The following is a 21167-nucleotide window of genomic DNA, read 5'->3' as shown; positions in this document are numbered from 1 at the left end:
GAGCACGGCGGTCGGGTTCAGGTGCTCGGCGTCCGGTTCTCGGCCGCCGGCTCCGGCCCGTCCGCCGGCTCCTCCTCCGGATCGAACGCCCCCGACAGCCGCAGCACCTCGTCCTTGAGCAGCCGCACCCACAGGAACACCGCGAACCCGCCGAACACGAACCACTGCGCGGCGTACCCGAGGTTCTGGATGTTCAGCCCGGTCCCCGACCGGGTGGGGGGCGGCAGCAGCTCGATCGTCACGTCCTGTGCGGGCTGCGAGCTGGTGAGTACGGCGTAGCCGGTCCAGATCGGCCCGCCCCACACCCCGAGCAGCTCGGCGGACGAGATCGAGTCGATCGTCCCCGCGGCCTGCGCGCCGTGCTCGGCGCCGGAGTCCTCGGACGCCTGCAGGTACCCCGTGACCATGACGGTCCCGGTCGGCACGTCCAGCCCCGGCGCGGCGGGGTCGTCGGTGGCGACCCAGCCGCGCACGACGGGCAGGACCGCCCCGTCGACGGCCGGGTCGTCGGACGCCACCCGCAGCGGCGTCAGCACCAGCGAGCCCGTGCGGTCGCCCAGCGCGCGGCCCGGCACCAGCAGCTGCCCGTCGGCCTCGTACTCCCCGGTCACCTCGACCCGGCGGCCGACCAGGGCGCCCTCGAACGTGGTCTGGGGCAGCAGCACGTCGGCGATCGGCACGGGCTCCTGGGCCTCGACCTCGGCGAGCTTCGCGGCCTGCGCGGCGGCGCCCCGCACCTCGGCGCGCTCGAGCTGCCACGTGCCCAGCCGACCGCAGACGGCGGCGACGGCGAGGAGCAGGACAAGCAGCCCGACCATCCGGGGCGTGCGGGCGACCCGCCACAGCGTCGGCGGCGGCTCCGCGGGCGGGGTCGGGGGCACCCCGTCACGGTACCCGGCGCGACTGGGCGAGCGGCCCCCGCGGCCGTCCCGGGGGCGCGTCGCCGCAGGTGACCCGCCCCACAGCCGCCCGCCGACCCGGGCCTCGTGCGCCCGGGATGGCGATGGGGTTGGATGGTTGACGGCCGCCTGCGCGGCCACGGGGCGACCTAGGTCGGACGTCCCGGCTCGCGGCGCGAGGCGCCGCAAGGCTGGTGTGGCCCGGCGGGGGTGCTCGACCGGGCCCACGGCACATCCGTGGTTCTGCGAAACGGGGAGAGAGCATGACTACGACGACGTCGAGGCCCGAGACCTGGCGGGCCGGTTCCGGCCAGCCGGTGTCGGACGAGACGCTCCGACGGATCGACGCCTGGTGGCGGACGGCCAACTACCTGTCGGTCGGGCAGATCTACCTGCTGGCCAACCCGCTGCTGCGCGAGCCGCTGACCAAGGACCACGTGAAGCCGCGGCTCCTCGGTCACTGGGGCACGACGCCGGGTCTGAACTTCCTGTACGCGCACCTGAACCGCGTGATCGCGGAGCGCCAGCAGTCGACGCTCTACCTGACCGGCCCCGGCCACGGCGGCCCGGGCCTGGTCGCGAGCGCCTACCTCGACGGCACGTACTCCGAGGTCTACTCGGACATCACGCCGGACGAGGAGGGCGTGCGCCGCCTGTTCCGGCAGTTCTCGTTCCCGGGCGGCATCCCGTCCCACGTGGCGCCGGAGACCCCCGGGTCGATCCACGAGGGCGGCGAGCTCGGCTACGCGCTGTCCCACGCGTACGGCGCGGCGTTCGACAACCCGGACCTGCTGGTCGCGGCGGTGGTCGGCGACGGCGAGGCCGAGACCGGCCCGCTGGCGACGTCCTGGCACTCGAACAAGTTCATCGACCCGGCCAAGGACGGCGTCGTGCTGCCGATCCTGCACCTCAACGGGTACAAGATCGCCAACCCGACCGTCCTGGCGCGCATCCCGGAGGAGGAGCTGCTCGACCTGATGCGCGGGTACGGCCACAAGCCGCACCTGTTCGTCGGCGGCTTCGACGGCGAGGACCACGCGGCCGTGCACGCCCGGTTCGCCGAGCTGCTCGACGTCGTGCTGGACGAGATCGCCGAGATCAAGGCGCGCGCGGCGGCGGGCGACGAGTCCCGCCCGGCCTGGCCGATGATCGTCTTCAAGACCCCCAAGGGCTGGACCTGCCCGCCGGTCATCGACGACAAGCAGGTCGAGAACTCCTGGCGCTCGCACCAGGTCCCGCTGGCCAGCGCCCGCGACACCGACGAGCACCTGCAGGTCCTCGAGGGGTGGCTGAAGTCGTACCGCCCGGAGGAGCTGTTCGAGGCGGACGGCTCGGTCAGGGCCGACATCACGGCCCTGTCCCCCGGCGGCACGCTGCGCATGAGCGACAACCCGCACGCCAACGGCGGGCTGCTGCTCAAGGACCTGCGGCTGCCCGACTTCCGCGACTTCGCGGTCGACGTGCCGGTGCCCGGCGGCTCGATCTCCGAGGCCACCCGCGAGCTCGGCAAGTACCTCACCGAGGTCATCCGCCGGAACCCGGACAACTTCCGGATCTTCGGCCCGGACGAGACGGCGTCCAACCGCCTGCAGGCCGTGTTCGACGTGACGAACAAGCAGTGGAACGCCGAGTACCTGCCGACGGACGTCGACGACCACCTGGCCCGGATGGGCCGCGTCGTCGAGATGCTGTCCGAGCACCAGTGCCAGGGCTGGCTCGAGGGCTACCTGCTGACGGGCCGGCACGGCCTGATCACCAGCTACGAGGCCTTCATCCACATCGTCGACTCGATGTTCAACCAGCACGCCAAGTGGCTCAAGGTCACGAACCACATCCCGTGGCGCCGGCCGATCGCCAGCCTGAACTACCTGCTGTCCAGCCACGTGTGGCGCCAGGACCACAACGGGTTCAGCCACCAGGACCCGGGCTTCATCGACCACGTGGTCAACAAGAAGGCCGAGATCGTCCGGGTGTACCTGCCGCCGGACGCGAACACCCTGCTGTCGACGTACGACCACTGCCTGCGCAGCCGGCAGTACGTCAACGTCGTGGTGTCCGGGAAGCAGCCCGCGCCGAACTTCCTGTCGATGGACGAGGCCGTCGCGCACTGCACCCGCGGCCTGGGCATCTGGGAGTGGGCGGGCACCGAGGTCGAGGGCGAGGACCCGGACGTGGTCCTCGGCTGCGCCGGCGACGTGCCGACCCTGGAGGTGCTGGCGGCGGCGCACATCCTGCGCGAGGAGCTGCCCGACCTCAAGGTCCGCGTGGTCAACGTCGTGGACCTCATGCGGCTGCAGGACGAGCGGGAGCACCCGCACGGCCTGTCGGACCGCGACTTCAACACGCTGTTCACCACGGACAAGCCGATCGTGTTCGCGTACCACGGCTACCCGTGGCTGATCCACCGCCTGACGTACCGCCGCAAGGGGCACAAGAACCTGCACGTGCGGGGGTACAAGGAGGAGGGCACCACCACCACGCCGTTCGACATGGTCATGCTCAACGACCTCGACCGGTACCACCTGGTGATCGACGTCATCGACCAGGTGCCGTCGCTGGGCTCGAAGTACGCCGGCCTGCGGCAGCGCATGGTCGACGCGCGGCTCCGGGCGCACGACTACACCCGGGCGCACGGGGAGGACCTCCCCGAGGTGCGCGACTGGGTGTGGCCGGACGCCGGCGAGACCGGCACCGAGGAGGGCGGCCCGCAGCAGTCCACCGCCACCCTGTCGACGGGCGGCGACAACGAGTAACCCCCACGTGGCCGATGGCCCGCACCACCCGGTGCGGGCCATCGGCCTTCTGGGACCTAGGTCACACGGGGCGGCCGCCAGGCGGCCGGGAGGGACCGCGGGTGGCCCGCGTCACCCGGGCTCCGGCGCGATCCGGCGCCGGACGTCCGGCAGAATTCATCCCACCACCTGACGGCCGGCGACCCCGGCCCACGCCGACGAGGAAGAAGCCCACCCGTGGCCCGCAGCATCTACGTCACGTCCCCCGAGGGGGACACCGGCAAGTCGACCGTCGCCCTCGGCCTGGTCGACCTGCTGACCCGCACCGTGCAGAAGGTCGGCGTGTTCCGGCCCATCGCGCGCTCCACCGAGACCCGCGACTACGTGCTGGAGCTGCTGCTCGCCCACGACGGCGTCGACCTGTCCTACGAGGACTGCATCGGCACCAGCTACGAGGCCGTGCACCACGACCCCGAGGCGGCGCTCGCCACCATCGTGCAGCGGTACCACGCGGTCGCCCGCGACTGCGACGTGGTGGTCGTCGTCGGCACGGACTACACCGACATCGCCGGCCCGGCCGAGCTCGGCTTCAACGCCCGGATCGCCGCGAACCTCGGCGCGCCGGTGCTGCTGTGCGTCAAGGGCCAGGGCCGCTCCCCCGAGGAGGTCCGGCAGGTGGCCGAGGTCGCCGCCGCGGAGCTCGAGGCCGGGCACGCCCAGGTCGTCGCGATCGTCGCCAACCGGTGCGACCCCGACAACCTCGACGCGATCCGCGCCGAGCTGTCCACCCGCGCCACCGCCTGGGCCCTGCCCGAGGAGCCGTTCCTCGTCGCCCCCACCGTCCGCCAGCTCATGGAGTCCGTCGACGGCAGCCTGGTCGGCGGCGACGCCCAGCTGCTGCCCCGCGAGGCCACCGACGTCCTGGTCGGCGCCATGTCGATCGAGCACCTGCTGGAGCGGCTGTCCGACGGCGTCGTCGTGATCGTCCCGGGCGACCGGTCCGACATCCTGCTCGGCCTGCTCATGGCGCACGCCGCCGACGGTTTCCCGTCGCTGTCCGGCATCATCCTCAACGGCGGCTTCGAGCCCCCGGCCACGGTGTCCCGCCTGGTCGACGGCCTGCGCAGCCGGCTGCCGATCATCCGCACCGAGCTCGGCACCTTCGCCTCCGCGAGCGCCGCCGCCGGCACCCGCGGCCGGCTGTCCGCCGACTCGCAGCGGAAGGTCGACACCGCCCTCGCGCTGTTCGAGAAGCACACCGACGCCGAGGAGGCCCTGGCCGCCCTCGAGGTGCCGGCCCCCGAGGTCGTCACGCCGCTCATGTTCGAGTACGAGCTGCTCGACCGGGCCCGGTCCGACCGCAAGCACGTCGTGCTCCCCGAGGGCAGCGACGACCGCATCCTGCGCGCCGCGTCCACGCTGCTGCAGCGCGAGGTCGCGGACCTGACGATCCTCGGCGACGAGGCGTCCATCCGGACCCGCGCCACCGAGCTCGGCCTGGACCTGTCCGCCGCGAAAGTCATCGACCCGAAGGCCGGCCAGCTGCTCGAGCGGTTCGCCGCGGAGTACACCGAGCTGCGCAAGCACAAGGGCATGACCGTCGAGCGGGCGCGGGAGATCGTCTCCTCGGTCTCCTACTTCGGCACGATGATGGTCCAGCTCGGCCTGGCCGACGGCATGGTCTCCGGCGCCGCGCACACCACGGCGCACACCATCAAGCCGTCCTTCGAGATCATCAAGACCACCCCCGGCACCTCCGTGGTGTCCTCGGTGTTCCTCATGTGCCTCGAGGACCGCGTCCTGGTCTACGGCGACTGCGCCGTGAACCCCGACCCGACGGCCGAGCAGCTCGCGGACATCGCGATCTCCTCCGCCGAGACCGCCGCGCAGTTCGGCATCGAGCCGCGCATCGCGATGCTGTCCTACTCGACCGGGTCGTCCGGCTCGGGCGCCGACGTGGACAAGGTCCGCACCGCCACCGAGCTCGTCCGCGAGCGGCGCCCCGACCTGAGCGTCGAGGGCCCGATCCAGTACGACGCCGCCGTCGACGCCTCGGTCGCCCAGACCAAGATGCCCGACTCCGCCGTCGCGGGCCGCGCCACCGTCTTCGTGTTCCCGGACCTCAACACCGGCAACAACACCTACAAGGCCGTGCAGCGCTCCGCCGGCGCCGTGGCGGTCGGCCCGGTGCTCCAGGGCCTGCGCAAGCCCGTCAACGACCTGTCCCGGGGCGCCCTGGTGCAGGACATCGTCAACACCGTCGCCATCACGGCGATCCAGGCCCAGGCCATGGGCGCGACCCCGGAAGGCTCGAAGTGAACCACGTCCTCGTCATCAACTCCGGCTCCTCGTCGATCAAGTACCAGCTCGTCGACGCCACCTCCGGCGACGCGCTCGCCTCCGGCATCGTCGAGCGCATCGGCCTCGAGGTCGGCAAGGTCAAGCACGAGGGCCCGAACGGCGCCACCGTGCTCGAGCAGCCCGTGCCGGACCACGAGACCGGCATGCGCCTCGTCCTCGGCCTGTTCGAGGAGCAGGGCCCGCAGCTCCGCGAGGAGGACCTCACCGCCGTCGGCCACCGCGTCGTCCAGGGCGGCGACGTCTTCGACGGCCCGGCCGTGATCGACGACGCGGTCCTCGCGCAGATCGACGAGCTGTCCCCGCTGGCCCCGCTGCACAACCCGGCGAACGTCGCGGGCATCCAGGCCGCGCGGCACGCGTTCCCGAACATCCCGCACGTCGCGGTCTTCGACACCGCGTTCCACCGCACGATGCCGCCGGCCGCGTACACCTACGCGATCGACGAGCAGGTCGCGAAGCAGTACAAGATCCGCCGGTACGGCGCGCACGGCACGTCGCACCTGTACGTCTCCCGCGCGACCGCCGAGTTCCTCGGCAAGCCGCTCGAGGAGCTCAACACGATCGTGCTGCACCTCGGCAACGGCGCCTCGGCGTCGGCCGTGCGCGGCGGCGCCTGCATCGACACCTCGATGGGCCTGACCCCGCTCGAGGGCCTGGTCATGGGCACCCGGTCCGGCGACATCGACCCGGCCGTGCTGTTCCACCTCGCCCGGGTCGGCGGCTACACCATCGACCAGCTGGACGAGCTGCTCAACCGGAAGTCCGGCATGCTCGGCCTGTCCGGCTACACCGACATGCGCGACGTCCACGACGCCGTGGCCGCGGGCGACGAGCGGGTCAAGACCGCCCTCGACGTCTACTACCACCGCATCAAGGGCTACGTCGGCAAGTACTACGCCGAGCTCGGCCGCGTCGACGTCATCACCTTCACCGCCGGCATCGGCGAGAACGACGACATCGTCCGCCTCAACGCCCTCGCGGGGCTGGAGCGCCTCGGCATCCAGGTCGACCCGGAGCGCAACGCCGGCCGGGTCAAGGAGCCCAAGGTCATCTCCCCCGACGGCGCCGAGGTCACCGTGCTGGTGATCCCGACGAACGAGGAGCTGGAGATCGCGCGGCAGTCGGTCGCGGCGATCGCCTGACGCCGCGCGGCCCGCGCCGCACCGCACGACAGGGCCCGTCCCGGCACGTCCGGGGCGGGCCCTCGGCGCCTCCCAAGTCGCCGCGCCGCGCCGTCCCTGACGCGTCACCCGTTCGGTCCCTGTCCCGTCACGTACCGGCCACCGGGACGTCACCTGTCCGCCCCGGACTTCACCCGATCGACCGCTCCAGCCCTCCGGGGGGTCCGCCGATACGACGAACATGACGCATGCCCGAGCCACCGCCGAGGACCGCGAGTCCTACTGGCGCTCGGAGCTGGCGCGCGTCGACCGGCTGTGCGACGCGGCCCCCGCGCTGTGCGTCGCGGCCCTGCCCGCGCTGCTCGACGAGGCCCGCGCGGAGGGCGCCGTAGCCGTCGAGATCGAGCTCGAGTACAACGGCGGCTGGGCGCACCACCTGCTCGGCGAGGACCCGATGGCGCTGCGAGCCATCGAGCACGCCCTGGAGCTGGCGACGACCCACGGGATGCGCGCCTGGGAGGGCCGGCTGCTGCAGGGCCTCGCGGCGGTCTACAACGGCTTCGGCGACAACCTGTCCGCCCTCGAGCTGCTGGACCGGTCGCTCACCATCCGGCGCGAGCTCCACGACACCGAGGGCCTCGCGGCGGCGCTGAACAACCTCGCGGACACCTACATCTCGATGGGGCGGTTCCCGGAGAAGGCCCGCGAGCTGCTGGACGAGGCGGCGCGGCTGTGGCCCGAGCTGGACCGCCCGGACGGCACCTGCGCCACCCTCTCGGGGCTGGCGAAGCTCGACACCGACGAGAGCGAGGCCCTGCGCGCCACCGACCCCGTGCGCGCGCGGGCGCTGGCCGAGCGGGCGGTGCAGCTGTCGCTGCGCGGGCTCGAGGCCGCGCACGGGGTCCCGGACGCCGACGGCGGCGACTCCGGCAACCCGCGCATGGCGGCCGAGGCCCAGGTGCGGCTGGCGCGCGCCCACATGGCCGGGGGCGACCTGGACGCCGCCGAGGAGGCCCTCACCGCCGCCGAGGCCGCGCTCCCCCGCGTCGCCGCCCGGTACCTCACCATCCGGTACCACGCGGCGCTCGGGCGGCTGCGCCGGCTGCGCGGCGACCACGCGGGCGCCGTCGCCACCCTGCACGAGGGGCTGCTGCTGACCGAGCAGTCGCTGCGGCCGATGGAGCGCGCGGACGTCCTGCTCGAGCTCGTCCAGGTGCACGAGGACGCCGGCGACCTGCGCGCCGCGCTCGACACCCACCGCCGTTACCACGAGGCCGTCATGGCCCAGCGCGACCAGGCCGCCGAGCGCCGCGGCATCGTGGTGAACGCCCAGCTGGACGTCGAGCGCGTCCGCCAGGCCCGCGACCAGGCCCGCAAGCGCGCCGCCGAGCTCACCGCCCTGAACGAGACGCTGCAGCACGACGCCGCGCACGACCCGCTCACCGGCCTGCTGAACCGCCGCGGGCTCGACGCGGTGCTCGCCGCGCGGCTCGGGCGCGAGGAGGAGCTGGCCTACGTCGTCGCGGACATCGACCTGTTCAAGGCCGTCAACGACCAGCACTCGCACCCCGTCGGGGACGAGGTGCTCCGGCGCGTCGCGCAGATCATGACCAGCGCGGTGCGGGTCGGCGACGCCACGGCGCGCATCGGCGGCGAGGAGTTCACGCTCGTGCTCCTCGACTCCCCGCACGAGCAGGCGCTGGCCGTCTGCGAGCGGATCCGCGCCACGATCGCCGGCTACCCGTGGCACGAGCTGTCGCCGGGCCTGCGGGTCACGGTGAGCTTCGGCGGCGCGATGGCCGCGGACGGCGAGACCGGCGACGCGCTCGTCTCGCGCGCCGACGCGGCGCTCTACCGCGCGAAGCGCGAGGGGCGGAACCGGGTCGTGTTCGACGGCACGCCGGCCACCCCCGCGGCGCTCCCGGTGCCGGTCCCGCGCACCGCGGGCGACTCGCGCGCCGGCGGGCCGCGCACCCCGTCGGCCGGCACGGCCGCCGCCTGCCAGCCGAGCTGACACGCCCGCCCTCGCCCCCGCGCCGGGTCTCGCCGAGTCTCCGTCCCGCGCCTGTCGTGGTCGCCGCGCGCGCAGTGCGGAAGTGGAGACTCGGCGCCGGGCGCCGGGCGCGGAGCGCAGGGCGCGCGGGGCGCGCGGCTCAGCGCAGGCGGGCCGCCCTCGCGACGCGGAGCGCGGCGGTGACCGTCGCGGTCCAGCGCCCCGGGTCGCCCGCCAGCAGCCGGCCCGGTCCGAGCGGCGGGACGACGGTGCGGCCAGCGACGCGCACGCCGTGCACGCCGCGCTGCACCGCGACGGTCCGGGTCGCGGTCAGCGCCAGCAGCCCCTCGCGCCCGTGCCGGTGCCCCCAGCCCGACGCCCCGCGGCCGCCCTGCGGCGCCGCCACCGAGCCCCAGGCCGCCTGGTAGCCGTCGTTGACGTTCACGCTGCCGGCGCGGAGCCGGGCCGCGAGCGCCGCGCCGCGCCGGGTCGACCGGGTCCAGACGGACGCGTTGAGGGCGTAGGCCGAGTCGTTCACGGCGGCCACGGCCTCGTCGTCGGAGGCGACCGGCGCCAGCGCGACCACCGGCCCGAACGTCTCCTCGCGGAAGGCCCGGGCGTGCGGGCCGACGCCCTCCAGGACGGTCGGCTCGTACACGTACGGCCCGAGGTCGGTGCGGTGCACGCCGCCGGCGAGCACGTGCGCCCCGCCGGACAGCGCGTCCTCCACGTGCTCGACGACGCGGGCCAGCTGCTCGGCCGAGGTGAGCGACCCGACGTCCGACCGGTGGTCCAGGCCGGTGCCGACGCGCAGCGCCCGGGTCCGGCGCGCGAACGCCGCGGCGAACGCGTCGTACACGTCCCGGTGCACGTACAGCCGCTCGACGGACACGCACAGCTGACCGGTGCCGCCGAAGCACGCCCGGACCGCGCCCTCCGCGGCGACCTCGACGTCCACGTCCTCGGCGACGTACATCGCGTTCTTGCCGCCGAGCTCCAGCGTGCTCGGCACGAGGCGCTCCCCCGCCCGCGCGGCGACGACCCGGCCGGTCTCCGTCGACCCGGTGAACACGACGTGGTCCACGTGGTCGACGACCGCCGCGCCGACCGTCGGCCCGTCGCCCAGCACGACCTGCACCAGCCCGCGCGGCATCCCGGCGTCCTCGAGCAGCTCCACCGCCCACAGGGCCGTCAGCGGCGTCTGCGGGTCCGGCCGCAGCAGCACGGCGTCCCCGGCCGCGAGCGCCGGGAGCACGTCCCCGAGCGTCAGGCTCAGCGGGTAGTTCCACGGCGCGACGACCCCGACGACCCCCACCGGGTCGTGCACGACGCGCACCGACGTGAGGCCCGGCACCAGCCCGGGCCGGCGCTCGGGCGCGAGCGTCCGCGGCGCGGTCCGGCCGAGGTGCCGCGCGAGCAGGGCGACGTCGGCGACCTCCTCGTACGCGGCGCCGCGCGCCTTGCCGTTCTCGAGCTGGACCAGGTCGAGCACGTCGCTCTGCCGCTGGAGCAGCAGGTCGTGCACGCGCAGCAGCAGGCGCGCGCGGTCCCGGGCGGGGACGGCGGCCCACCGGCGCTGGGCCGCCCGGGCCGCGCGCGCCGCCCGGGCCACGTCGTCCGGCGTCGACTGCGGGAGCGTGGCGAGCGGTGCGCGGGTCCACGGCGCGTGGTGCGTGCGCGTGCCCGCCGCGGGCGAGCTCGCGACCCGGCCCGCCAGGTCGCGCAGGTCGTCCGGTTCCAGGACGTACGTGGCGAGGGGGTCGGTCTCCGGGTCGAGGACGCCGTGCTCGGGCACCATGCGGCCAGGCTACGCGCCGGGCCGGGGCTGGTCCCGGACCCGGCACGCAGGGCGCCGCGCCCCCGGCGTCGCCCTGCGCCCGGCGTCTCAGCCCTGCGCCGCCTGCTCCGCCGCCCACGCCGCCACCCGGCGCGCCGACTCCTCGGGCGACAGGTCCTCGACCCGGGCCATCACGGTCCACCGCACGCCGAACGGGTCGGTGATCGAGCCGTAGCGGTCGCCGGACACGAACGTCGTCACGGGCTCGCGCAGCGTCGCGCCCGCGGCGACCGCGCGCTCGACGGTGGCGTCGACGTCCCGGACGTGCACGGCGAGCGAGTAGGTCGCGGCGTCGGGGTCCGGGGTGGTGACGCCGTAGGCGGGCATCGGGTCGCCCAGCGTGAACCGGCCGTTGCCGAGGTCGAGCGAGGCCTCGCCGACCAGGTCGCCCATCCGGAACACGTCGACGACCCGGGCGCCGAGGACCCGCTCGTAGAATCCGATGGCCTCGGCCGCCGGGTGCACGACGAGGTGCGGGGTCAGCGACGTGATCCCGTGCGGGACGCCGTCGGTGGTGTGCGCGCCGCTCGCGGGCGCGGTGCCGGTCGTGGGTGCGGGTGCGGTGCTCTCGGTCATGGGGTCGAGCCTCGCCCGGCCGGGGCGGCGGGTCTTGTACGAACGGGACAGGAGGGCGGCGCGTGGTCGAGTCGGCGGGGCACCTCAACCCGGGCGACCCCGGGGTCGCGTTCTCCCGGTTCGTCCTCGGGCACCCCGCCGTGCCCGGCGGCGGCCTCGACGACCTCGTCCGGCACGTCTGGGTCGCCCGCTGGGACGTCACGCCCGGCGAGGTCCGGACGCAGCGCGTGCTCACCTACCCCGCCGCCAACGCGGTGCTCCAGCCGTCGGGCGCGACCCTGCACGGCCCGTCCCGGGTGCTCACCACGCAGGACCTCACCGGGCGGTCGTGGGTGGTCGGCGTGCTGCTCCGGCCGGCCGCGGCCCGCGCGCTGACGGCGACCGAGCCCACCCGGCTGGTCGGGCGGTGGGAGCCGCTGCCCGGCGCGCCGCTGCCGGCGGTGGCCGCCGCGATGGCGCTGGCCCCGGACGCGGCGGACGCCGAGGTCGCCGCGCTGCTGCGCGCCTGGCTCGCCCCGGCCGCCGCGCGGGTGGACGACGCCGGGCGGCTGGCGAACGCGGCGTGCCGGGTCGCCGAGGAGCGCGCGGACGTGCTGCGGGTGACCGACCTGGCCGACCTGCTCGGGACGACGCCGCGCACCCTGAGCCGGGTGGTGCGGCAGCACACCGGGCTGACGCCGAAGTGGCTGATCGAGTGCCGGCGGCTGCAGGCGGCGGCCACCACGCTGTTCGCCGACCCCGGCACGGACCTCGCGGGCCTCGCGGCGGACCTCGGGTACACCGACCAGGCGCACTTCACCCGCCGGTACCGCGCCGTGGTCGGCGAGACCCCGGCGCGGACGCGGCGGCACGCCCCGGCCGCGGCCTAGGACCGCCGGACCCGGGGCGCACCCCCGCGCCTCACACCCCCAGCGCCGCCCGCGCCTCCGGGTCGAGCAGCCCCGCGACCGCCGCGCGGCCCGCGGCCGGGTCCGCCGCGGCCAGCGCCGCGTCCGCCATCGCGCGGCACGCCTCGAGCGTGTGCCGCCGCAGCGCGAACCGGACCGCGGGCAGGGCGGCGGGCGACATGGACAGGCTGGTGACGCCGAGCCCGGTGAGCACGAGCGCCATCAGCGGGTCCGACGCCGACTCGCCGCAGACGCCGACCGGCCGGTCCTTCGCCGCCCCGGCCCGCGCGGTCGCCGCGACGAGCTCGAGGACGGCCGGCTGCCACGCGTCGAGCAGGTCGACGAGCTCGCCGCGCAGCCGGTCGGCGGCCATCGTGTACTGGGCCAGGTCGTTGGTGCCGAGCGAGACGAAGTCGACCTCGTCCAGCACCGCTCCGGCGCGCAGCGCGGCGGCCGGGACCTCGACCATGACGCCCGCCGTCCGCAGGCCGGCGGCGTGCACGGCGTCCGCGAACGCGCGCGACTCGGCCGGCGTGGCGATCATCGGCGCCATCACCCACGGCTCGGTGCCGGTCTCCTCGCCGGCCCGGGCCAGCGCGGTCAGCTGGTCGGTGAGCAGCCCGGGCGCGGACCGGACCAGCCGGTAGCCGCGCACGCCGAGCGCCGGGTTCTCCTCCGTGTGCAGGTTGGCGAACGCGAGCGGCTTGTCGGCCCCGGCGTCGAGGGTCCGGACGACGACCTTGCGGTCCGGGCCGAGCGCGCGCAGCACCCGGGCGTACGCGGCGGCCTGCTCGTCGACCGTCGGCGCCTGCTGCCGCCCGAGGAACAGCACCTCGGTGCGGAACAGCCCGACGCCCTCGACGGCCGCGCCGACCAGCTTCTCGGCGTCCTCGGCGGTGCCGATGTTGGCGAGCAGCTGCACCCGGTGCCCGTCGGCCGTGCCGCCCGGGTCGGTGTCGGACTCCAGCGCGCGCTCGGCGGCGGCGCGGGTGTCCAGCGCCGCGCGGTCGTCGGCCGACGGCTCGACCAGGACGGTCCCCGCCGCCGCGTCCACGCCGACCACGACCCCGTCCGCGAGCGCCGACGCCCCCGTGGTCCGGACGACGCAGGGGATGCCGTTCTGCCCGGCGATGATCGCGGTGTGCCCGGTCGGGCCGCCCTCCTCGGTGACGAGGGCGAGCACGCGCTCCAGGTCGAGCGCGGCCGTGTCGGCGGGCGCGAGGTCGAGGGCCACGACCACGGACGGCTCCCGGAGCTCGGGCACCCCCGGCGCGGGCAGCCCGGCCAGCCGGGACACGACCCGGTCCCGGACGCTGCGCAGGTCCGTGACCCGCTCGGCGAGGTACCCGCCCGCCTGCTCGAACATCGCGGCGAACGTGCCGACCACGGCGTCGATCGCCGCGACCGGCGGCTCGCCGCCGCGGACCCGGCCGAGCACCTGGTCCCGGAGCGCGGGGTCGTCGGCCATCATCGCGGTCGCGCCCAGCACCTCGGCGACGGTGCCCGTGGCGCGGGCCGCCTGCTCGCGCAGCCCGTCGCCCACCGCCGCGAAGGCGGCGGCCACGGCGTCGGGCAGCTCGTCGGCCGGCACCGGAGCGCCGTCCCGGAGCACCGGCGCGTCGCCGGGCACGGCCGGGGCGGGCCGCACCCGCACCACCGGGCCCACGGCGACGCGGCGCCCGACGCCCACCCCCTGCAGCACCGTCCCGGCGGCGGGCGGTGCGGTCGTCTCGGTTCGCGTGTCGGTCATGGTGCGAGCGTCTCCCCGTCGAGATCGGTCTGTGAAGGGGCGGAGGTCCCGCCCGTGCGTCCCCGGGCCGCGGCGGGCCCGGGGACACCAGGATGCCGTCAGGCGACGGCGGGCTGGGCGGCGGCCGGCGCGGTCGCGGCGGCCGCGGCGTCGGCCTCCCGCTCGGCCTCGACCAGCGGGCTCGGTCGCAGCCCCTTGAGCACGACCACGACGCCCGCGGTGATCACGGTGCCGACCGCGACCGCCAGGAGGAACCCGAGCGGGTTCGAGATGAGCGGCAGCACCCAGATGCCGCCGTGCGGCGCCCGGAGCCCCGAGCCGACCGCCATCGTGAGGGCACCGGTGGCGCTGGACCCGACGACCGACGACACGATGACCCGCCACGGGTCGGCCGCGGCGAACGGGATCGCGCCCTCGGAGATGAACGACAGGCCCAGCAGCCAGGCCGCCTTGCCGTTCTCCCGCTCGGCGTGCGTGAACAGGCCCTTGCGGACGACGGTCGCCAGGGCCATGGCCAGCGGCGCCACCATGCCGGCCGCCATCACGGCCGCCATGATCCGGTACTGCACCGCGTCGCCCGTGAGCCCCTGGGTCGCCAGGCCGGTCACCGCGAAGGTGTACGCGACCTTGTTGATCGGGCCGCCGAGGTCGAAGCCCATCATCGCGCCGAGCAGCGCGCCCATGAGCACGAGGTTCGACCCGGACAGGCCGTTCAGCCAGTTCGTCAGCCCGTCCATCACGTTCGCGATGGGCCGGCCGATGACGACGAACATCAGGAAGCCGGTGACCAGCGAGGACAGCAGCGGCGTCACCACGACCGGCATCACGCCGCGCACGCCCTTCGGCACCCGCCACCGGCTGATCCACAGCGCGAGGAACCCGCCGACGAAGCCGGTGACCAGGCCGCCGAGGAAGCCCGCGCCGATCACCACGGAGATGGCGCCGCCGACGAAGCCGGGCACCAGGCCGGGCCGGTCGGCGATCGCGTACGCGATGAACCCGGACAGCACCGCCACGAGGAACCCGAAGGCGGCCGCCCCGGTCTGGTAGAGCAGCACGGCCCAGTCCTGCCCGGACGTGATGCTGAACGAGGTGATCAGGTCCTGCACCGGCACGGCGGTCACCGCGACCGGGCCCTCGTTCCCCGGCCACGCCGCCTGGGCGATCATGAACCCGAGGGCGATGAGGATCCCGCCCGCGGCGACGAACGGGATCATGTACGACACGCCCGTCATCAGCCACTGCCGGATCCGGGTGCCGACGCCCGCGTTCGGGTCGACCTTGACCGCGGGGCGCGGGGCCCCGGCGGCGGTGGGCGCGGCGCCCGCCGCGGCGGCGTCGGCCGCGGGCACGCCCGCCTCGACGGCCGCGACGGCCTGGGCGAGCACGCCGTTCGGGTCGTGCACCGCCTTCTTCACGCCGACGTCGACGAACGGCTTGCCGGCGAACCGGTCCTTGGCCTGGACCTCGAGGTCGGCGGCGTAGATGACGCCGTCGGCCGCGGCGATGATCGCGGGGTCCAGCGGGGTCGAGCCCGCGGCGCCCTGCGTCTCGACGTGCACCTCGTGGCCGGCCGCCTTGCCGGCCTGCTCGAGGGCCTCCGCGGCCATGTACGTGTGGGCGATCCCCGTGGGGCACGAGGACACGGCGACGAACTTCATGACGGCACCACCTCTCGCTGGACGATGTCGGCCACGGTGGCCGCGTCGGGGGCGTCGAGCAGCGACTGCCGGAACGACTCGTGGACGAGCCGGCGGGCGAGCGCGGCCAGGATCTGCAGGTGGTCGGCGTCCCCGCCCGCGGGCGCGGCGATGAGGAACACCAGGCGGGCCGGCCCGTCCGGGGCGCCCCAGTCGACGGGCTTGCGCAGCTTGCCGACCGCGAGGCTCGGGGCGGACACGTGCTCGGACCGGGCGTGCGGCAGGCCGACGCCGCCGGGCATGCCGGTGGCCATCTGCGCCTCGCGGGCCCGGACGTCGGCGTGGAAGCCCTCGGCGTCGGTGACCCGGCCCGCGGCGGCGAGCAGGGCGATCAGCTGGCGGGTCGCGTCGTCGCGGTCGGCCGCGACCAGGTCGACGCCGACGAGGTCGGCGGAGGTCAGGGGCAGGCTCATGTCAGAGCTCCTTCAGGGCGAGGGCGGGGTCGGGGTCGGCCACCAGGGCGACCTCGTCGGGACGGACGTCGGACGGGCGCGGCACGGCGCTGCCCGGGAGCAGGACGGCGGCGCGGCCCCAGGCGACCGCGCGGCGCAGCCGGTCCGGGGGCGGGCCGTCGGCCGCGAGGTAGCCGGCGAGGGTCGAGTCCCCCGCGCCGACCGTGGACACGGGGACCAGGCCCGGGCCGCCGGCCCACCAGGAGCCGCCGTCGGCGACGAGCAGCGCGCCGTGCGCGCCGAGGCTGACGAGCACGGCGGCGGTGCCGAGCGCCCGCACCGCGCGGGCGGCGGCGAGGACGTCGCCGACGGTCACCAGCTCGTGGCCGGCGAGCTCGGCGAGCTCCTCGTCGTTCGGCTTCACCAGCGCGAGGCCGCCGTGCCGGACCGCGGCGGCGAACGGCGCGCCCGAGGTGTCCAGCACGACCGGCACGCCGTGCCGCGCGCCCAGGTCGGCGACCGCGGTGAAGAAGTCGTCGCCCAGCCCGGCCGGCAGGCTGCCGGCCGCGACCACCGCGGTCGCCCCGGCGAGCTCGGACTCGACCGCGGCCAGCAGCGCCGCGACCTCGTCGGGGGTCAGCGCGGCGCCCGGGGCGTTGATCTTGGTCGTCGCGCCGCTCGACTCGGTCAGCGTGATGTTCGACCGGGTGTCGCCGGCGACCGGCACCGGCCGCGCGTCCACGCCCTGCGCCGCGAGCAGCGCCACGACCTGCGCGCCGTCCGGACCGCCCGACGGCATGACCGCCCGGGACGCGACGCCGTGCGCGGCGAGGGCCCGGGACACGTTGATGCCCTTGCCGCCCGGGTGCAGGTGGGTGGCCGCGGCGCGGTTCACCTCGCCGACCGCCAGGCGCTCCAGGTGCAGGGCGCGGTCCAGGCTGGGGTTCGGGGTCAGGGTCACGACCCGCGGCGCGGTCATGCGCGCACCACCCGCGGGCCGGCGGCCTCGACCTCGTCCGCGAGCTCGGCCATCACCCCGGAGTCGGTGACCAGCGTGTCGACCTGCTCGAGCGACGCGACGTGCGCGAAGTCCGCCCGGCCGAGCTTGGTGTGGTCGGCCAGCACGACCGTGCGCCGGGCCGCGGTGACCAGCGCGCGCTTCACCGCGGCCTCCGCCAGGTCCGGGGTGGTCAGGCCGTGCTCGACGCTCAGGCCGTTGGTGCCGAGGAACGCCGTGTCCACGTGGATGTCGGCGAGCTCGCGCAGCGCCCAGGTGCCCACCGCCGCGAGCGTCCGGCCGCGGACCGTCCCGCCGACCAGGTGCAGCGTGATGCCGGGGCGGGTCGCGAGCACCGTGGCGACCGGGAGCGCGTGCGTGACCACGGTCAGCTCGCGGTCGGTCGGCAGCAGCTCCGCCAGCCGCACGGTCGTCGTGCCCGCGTCGAGGATGATCGCGCCGCCGGCCGGCAGCTCCTCCAGCGCGGCCTTGGCGATCCGGTCCTTCTCCCCCGACAGCAGGCCCTCGCGCTGCGCCAGGCCGGGCTCGAAGCCGAGCTGCTCGACCGGGATCGCGCCGCCGTGCACCCGGCGGACCAGGCCGTGCCGCTCCAGGACGGTGAGGTCGCGGCGGACGGTCTCCGGCGTGACGTCCAGGGTGGTCGCGAGCGAGGCGACGTCCACGCGCCCGTCCCGCCGCGCGGCGGCGAGGATCTGCTGCTGGCGCTCCGTTGCGTACACGTCGCCTCCGTCGGTTCCGGGTCGTCTGCGCAGGTGGCCCGGGGCGCCGAGGGAGGCCCGGCGCTGGGCGGCTGCGGGACCCAGCATGCCGCATTCGGACACCGAAACGCAAGCAATCAAACCGACTCGGACTCAAACGCGACCGAAACGGGCATCCGCCCACGCCCGGATCGCCGGTCCGGCTGCTGCCCGACGTCAGCCCCGGCCCGCCTCCGCGCCGCACCACCACCGCCAGCGCTACCGCTGCCGCTGACGCCGACAGTGGAAGGTTGTGACGGACGCGCCGTCGGCGTGTCCGTCACAACCTTCCACTGTCGAAGGCTGCTGCTGGGCGCGGTCAGCGGGCCAGCGGCCGGGGAGGCGAGGGCAAGGGCGAACGAAGGGCGCGGCGGCGGGCGCAAGCGCAGGACGGCCGGGCACCACACACACCCCCGGACGAGGCGAGGGCCGCGACTCCCCTCGGGGAGCCGCGGCCCTCGGCGTGCGCGGGTGCCGGCGTCAGCGCGGCTGGTACGGGGAGACCACGATCTCCACCCGCTGGAACTCCTTGAGGTCCGAGTACCCGGTGGTCGCCATCGCCCGCCGCAGCGCGCCGATGAGGTTGAGCGAGCCGTCCGCGGTGTGGCCCGGGCCGAACAGCACCTGCTCCAGCGTGCCCGCCTGGCCGACCTGCACCCGCTCGCCACGCGGCAGGTGCGGGTGGTGCGCCTCGGGGCCCCAGTGCCAGCCGCCGCCGGGGGCGTCGGTCGCGCGGGCCAGCGCGGCACCGAGCATGACCGCGTCCGCGCCGCAGGCGATCGCCTTGACCAGGTCGCCGGACCGCCCCACGCCGCCGTCGGCGATGACGTGCACGTACCGGCCGCCCGACTCGTCGAGGTAGTCCCGGCGCGCGGCCGCGACGTCCGCGACCGCGGTGGCCATCGGGGCGTGGATGCCCAGCGACACCCGGGTGGTGTGCGCCGCGCCGCCGCCGAAGCCGACCAGCACGCCCGCCGCGCCCGTGCGCATGAGGTGCAGCGCCGCGGTGTAGGTGGACGCGCCGCCGACGATCACCGGCACGTCGAGCTCGTAGATGAACCGCTTGAGGTTGAGCGGCTCCGCACGGCCCGACACGTGCTCGGCCGAGACGGTGGTGCCGCGGATGACGAACAGGTCGACGCCCGCGTCGACGACGTCCTTCCAGAACTCCTGCGTGCGCTGCGGCGACAGGGCGCCCGCGACCGTCACGCCCGCGTCCCGGACCTCGCCGACCCGGCGGCGGATCAGCTCCGGCTGGATCGGGGCGGAGTAGATCTCCTGCATCCGGGCGGTCGCCTCGGCGGCCGGCAGCTCGGCGATCTGCGCCAGCAGCGGCTCCGGGTCCTCGTACCGGGTCCACAGGCCCTCGAGGTCGAGCACGCCGAGGCCGCCCGCGCGGCCCAGCGCGACGGCGGTCGCGGGGCTCACCACGGAGTCCATCGGCGCCGCCAGCACCGGCAGGTCGAAGTGGTACGCGTCGATCTGCCAGCCGACGGACACCTCCTCGGGGTCCCGGGTGCGCCGGGAGGGCACCACGGCGACGTCGTCGAAGGAGAATGCGCGCCGTCCCCGCTTGCCGCGGCCGATCTCGATCTCGTTGCTCACCGGGACAGGCTACCGGCGCGGACGCACGACGCGGGCCCCGCCGCGGCGTGCGACGGGGCCCGGGTGGGTGCTGCGGCTCAGCCCGCGACCGCGTCCACGACCGCCGCGCTGAAGGCCGGCAGGTCGTCCGGGTTGCGGGACGTGATGAGCGTCGCGCCGGCGGCCTGCGACACGACGACCTCCTCGTCCACCCAGGTGGCGCCGGCGTTGCGCAGGTCGGTGGCGAGGCTCGGGTACGAGGTGAGCGTGACGCCGTCCACGACGCCGGCCTCGATGAGCGTCCACGGGCCGTGGCAGATCGCGGCGACGGGCTTGCCCGCGCCGAGGACGGCCTTCACCAGCGCCTGAGCACCCTCCTGGGTGCGGAGCGTGTCCGCGTTCACCGTGCCGCCGGGGATGACGAGCGCGTCGATCTCGTCCGCGGACACCTGGTCCAGCGTGCGGTCCACCGGGTACTCGCCGCCCGGGTCGAGGTCGTTGTTCACGGCGCGGACGGTGCCGGCCTCGGCGGACACGAGGACGGGGGTGCCGCCCTCGTCGGCGACGGCCTTCCAGGGCGTGGTGAGCTCGGGCTCCTCGATGCCCTTCGAGCTGGTGAGGAACGCGACGGTACGGCCGGTCAGGCGGGCCATGACGACTCCTTTCCGTGGGGCTCCCCGCGGTCCGCGGGGTCTGGCTCCACCCTCACCCGGACGGCCGCCGGTCGCATCCGGGCCGGGCCACACGCCGCGCGGGGTCCCCGGGAGCGTCGGTGGCCGGTGCGATGCTGACCGCGCAGGAAGGAGAGGGAGACGCATGACCTGGACCGACGGGCCGCTGCTGGGGTTCGACACCGAGACCACCGGCGTGGACACCGACCACGACCGCATCGTGACGGCCGCGCTCGTCCGGCGGGACCGCGACGGCACCGACGTGCGCACCTGGCTGGTCGACCCCGGCGTCGAGATCCCCGAGGGCGCCAGCGCGATCCACGGCATCAGCACCGAGCACGCCCGCGCGCACGGCGTCGAGCCGCGCGGCGCGCTGGACGAGATCGCGGCCGCCATCGCCGACGCGGTGCGCGAGGGGATCCCGGTCGTCGCCTACAACGCCTCCTTCGACCTGTGCCTGCTCGAGGCCGAGCTCCGCCGGCACGACCTGCCGACCGTCGAGGACCGCCTCGGCGGCGAGCTGCGCCCGGTCATCGACCCGCTCGTGCTGGACCGCGCCGAGGACCGGTACCGGTCCGGCAAGCGCAAGCTCGTGGACCTGTGCGGCGTCTACCAGGTGGTGGACACCGGCAGCCTGCACACCGCCGACGTCGACGTGGTGGCGACCCTCGACGTCCTGGACCGGATCGTCGGGCGGTTCCCGCACCTGGGCGACCTCGACCTCGTCTCGCTGCACGACTACCAGGTGACCGCGCACCGGGCGTGGGCCGAGGCGTTCAACGCCTGGCGCGCCGAGCGCGGGCACACCGGCCCGGGCGCGGAGTCGACGTGGCCGAGCCGCGCGGCGTCCCGGGCGGCGGCCGCCGCGGGGGCGCCGGGGACCCTGTCTCTTCTCCCCATCCCCGAGCC

Annotated in this window: 16 protein-coding genes; 6 read left to right on the top strand and 10 right to left on the bottom strand. The window is 75.5% G+C overall.

Translation table 11 applies throughout. From position 1 onward, the window contains the following. Window positions 1–17 precede the first annotated feature (17 nt). Entirely contained in the window at window positions 18–881 is an 864-nt protein-coding gene (locus AC3WUG_RS07645) for an SURF1 family protein (RefSeq protein ID WP_492327131.1), read from the bottom strand. A gap of 281 nt (window positions 882–1162) precedes the next feature. Between AC3WUG_RS07645 and AC3WUG_RS07640 the strand changes: the two genes are divergently transcribed. The 4 genes from AC3WUG_RS07640 to AC3WUG_RS07625 all read left to right on the top strand — a co-directional run bounded on the left by AC3WUG_RS07640 (window position 1163) and on the right by AC3WUG_RS07625 (window position 9127). Then, window positions 1163–3652: a phosphoketolase family protein gene (locus AC3WUG_RS07640; RefSeq protein ID WP_492327130.1), complete on the top strand. Its 2490-nt coding sequence runs from the start codon at window positions 1163–1165 to the stop codon at window positions 3650–3652. A 216-nt stretch (window positions 3653–3868) separates the two neighbouring features. Then, the gene (gene pta / locus AC3WUG_RS07635) at window positions 3869–5950 is read left to right on the top strand and encodes a phosphate acetyltransferase (RefSeq protein WP_492327129.1); all 2082 of its coding nucleotides are present in this window, start codon (window positions 3869–3871) and stop codon (window positions 5948–5950) included. After that, on the top strand, window positions 5947–7134 hold the full coding sequence (locus AC3WUG_RS07630; RefSeq protein WP_492327128.1) for an acetate/propionate family kinase: 1188 nt from the start codon (window positions 5947–5949) through the stop codon (window positions 7132–7134). The genes pta and AC3WUG_RS07630 overlap by 4 nt, the downstream gene beginning before the upstream one ends. Window positions 7135–7354: 220 nt before the next feature. Then, window positions 7355–9127, top strand: a complete 1773-nt coding sequence (locus AC3WUG_RS07625; RefSeq protein ID WP_492327127.1) for a diguanylate cyclase — start codon at window positions 7355–7357, stop codon at window positions 9125–9127. A gap of 139 nt (window positions 9128–9266) precedes the next feature. On the opposite strand, the gene AC3WUG_RS07620 is transcribed toward AC3WUG_RS07625, so the two are convergent. After that, window positions 9267–10904, bottom strand: a complete 1638-nt coding sequence (locus AC3WUG_RS07620) for a succinic semialdehyde dehydrogenase (protein WP_492327126.1) — start codon at window positions 10902–10904, stop codon at window positions 9267–9269. An 87-nt stretch (window positions 10905–10991) separates the two neighbouring features. Then, the gene (locus tag AC3WUG_RS07615) at window positions 10992–11519 is read right to left on the bottom strand and encodes a VOC family protein (RefSeq protein ID WP_492327125.1); all 528 of its coding nucleotides are present in this window, start codon (window positions 11517–11519) and stop codon (window positions 10992–10994) included. A gap of 62 nt (window positions 11520–11581) precedes the next feature. Between AC3WUG_RS07615 and AC3WUG_RS07610 the strand changes: the two genes are divergently transcribed. After that, window positions 11582–12388, top strand: a complete 807-nt coding sequence (locus AC3WUG_RS07610; RefSeq protein ID WP_492327124.1) for an AraC family transcriptional regulator — start codon at window positions 11582–11584, stop codon at window positions 12386–12388. 31 nt (window positions 12389–12419) lie between these two features. Here AC3WUG_RS07610 and ptsP read toward each other — a convergent pair whose 3' ends face one another. The 7 genes from ptsP to AC3WUG_RS07575 form a co-directional block, all read right to left on the bottom strand. Then, a complete protein-coding gene (gene ptsP / locus AC3WUG_RS07605; protein ID WP_492327123.1) occupies window positions 12420–14156 on the bottom strand; it encodes a phosphoenolpyruvate--protein phosphotransferase in 1737 nt (578 codons plus the stop codon). Window positions 14157–14254: 98 nt separating this feature from the next. Continuing rightward, window positions 14255–15817, bottom strand: a complete 1563-nt coding sequence (locus AC3WUG_RS07600; protein WP_492327122.1) for a PTS fructose transporter subunit IIC — start codon at window positions 15815–15817, stop codon at window positions 14255–14257. Beyond that, complete coding sequence (locus AC3WUG_RS07595) at window positions 15814–16269, bottom strand: PTS sugar transporter subunit IIA (protein WP_492327121.1); 456 nt, start codon at window positions 16267–16269, stop codon at window positions 15814–15816. Before AC3WUG_RS07595 ends, AC3WUG_RS07600 begins: the two co-directional genes overlap by 4 nt. A 1-nt stretch (window position 16270) precedes the next feature. After that, a complete protein-coding gene (pfkB, locus tag AC3WUG_RS07590) occupies window positions 16271–17227 on the bottom strand; it encodes a 1-phosphofructokinase (RefSeq protein WP_492327120.1) in 957 nt (318 codons plus the stop codon). Further along, window positions 17224–17985 carry a DeoR/GlpR family DNA-binding transcription regulator gene (locus tag AC3WUG_RS07585; protein WP_492327119.1) on the bottom strand — a complete coding sequence of 254 codons (762 nt, stop codon included), beginning with the start codon at window positions 17983–17985 and terminating at the stop codon, window positions 17224–17226. Before AC3WUG_RS07585 ends, pfkB begins: the two co-directional genes overlap by 4 nt. A 498-nt stretch (window positions 17986–18483) precedes the next feature. After that, window positions 18484–19608 (bottom strand): GuaB3 family IMP dehydrogenase-related protein, encoded by a 1125-nt coding sequence (locus tag AC3WUG_RS07580; protein WP_492327118.1) that lies wholly within the window; start codon window positions 19606–19608, stop codon window positions 18484–18486. A gap of 77 nt (window positions 19609–19685) precedes the next feature. Next, on the bottom strand, window positions 19686–20240 hold the full coding sequence (locus tag AC3WUG_RS07575) for a type 1 glutamine amidotransferase domain-containing protein (protein ID WP_492327117.1): 555 nt from the start codon (window positions 20238–20240) through the stop codon (window positions 19686–19688). A 163-nt stretch (window positions 20241–20403) separates the two neighbouring features. On the opposite strand from AC3WUG_RS07575, the gene AC3WUG_RS07570 reads away from it, so the two are divergent. Then, on the top strand, window positions 20404–21167 hold a 764-nt coding region (locus AC3WUG_RS07570; RefSeq protein ID WP_492327116.1), incomplete at its 3' end, for an exonuclease domain-containing protein.

It is taken from the genome of Cellulomonas sp. EB106-03-03-XG116 (genome assembly GCF_058792015.1).
The sequence above is the reverse complement of the archived record's forward strand: the minus strand, read 5'-3'. Positions and strand labels throughout refer to the sequence as shown.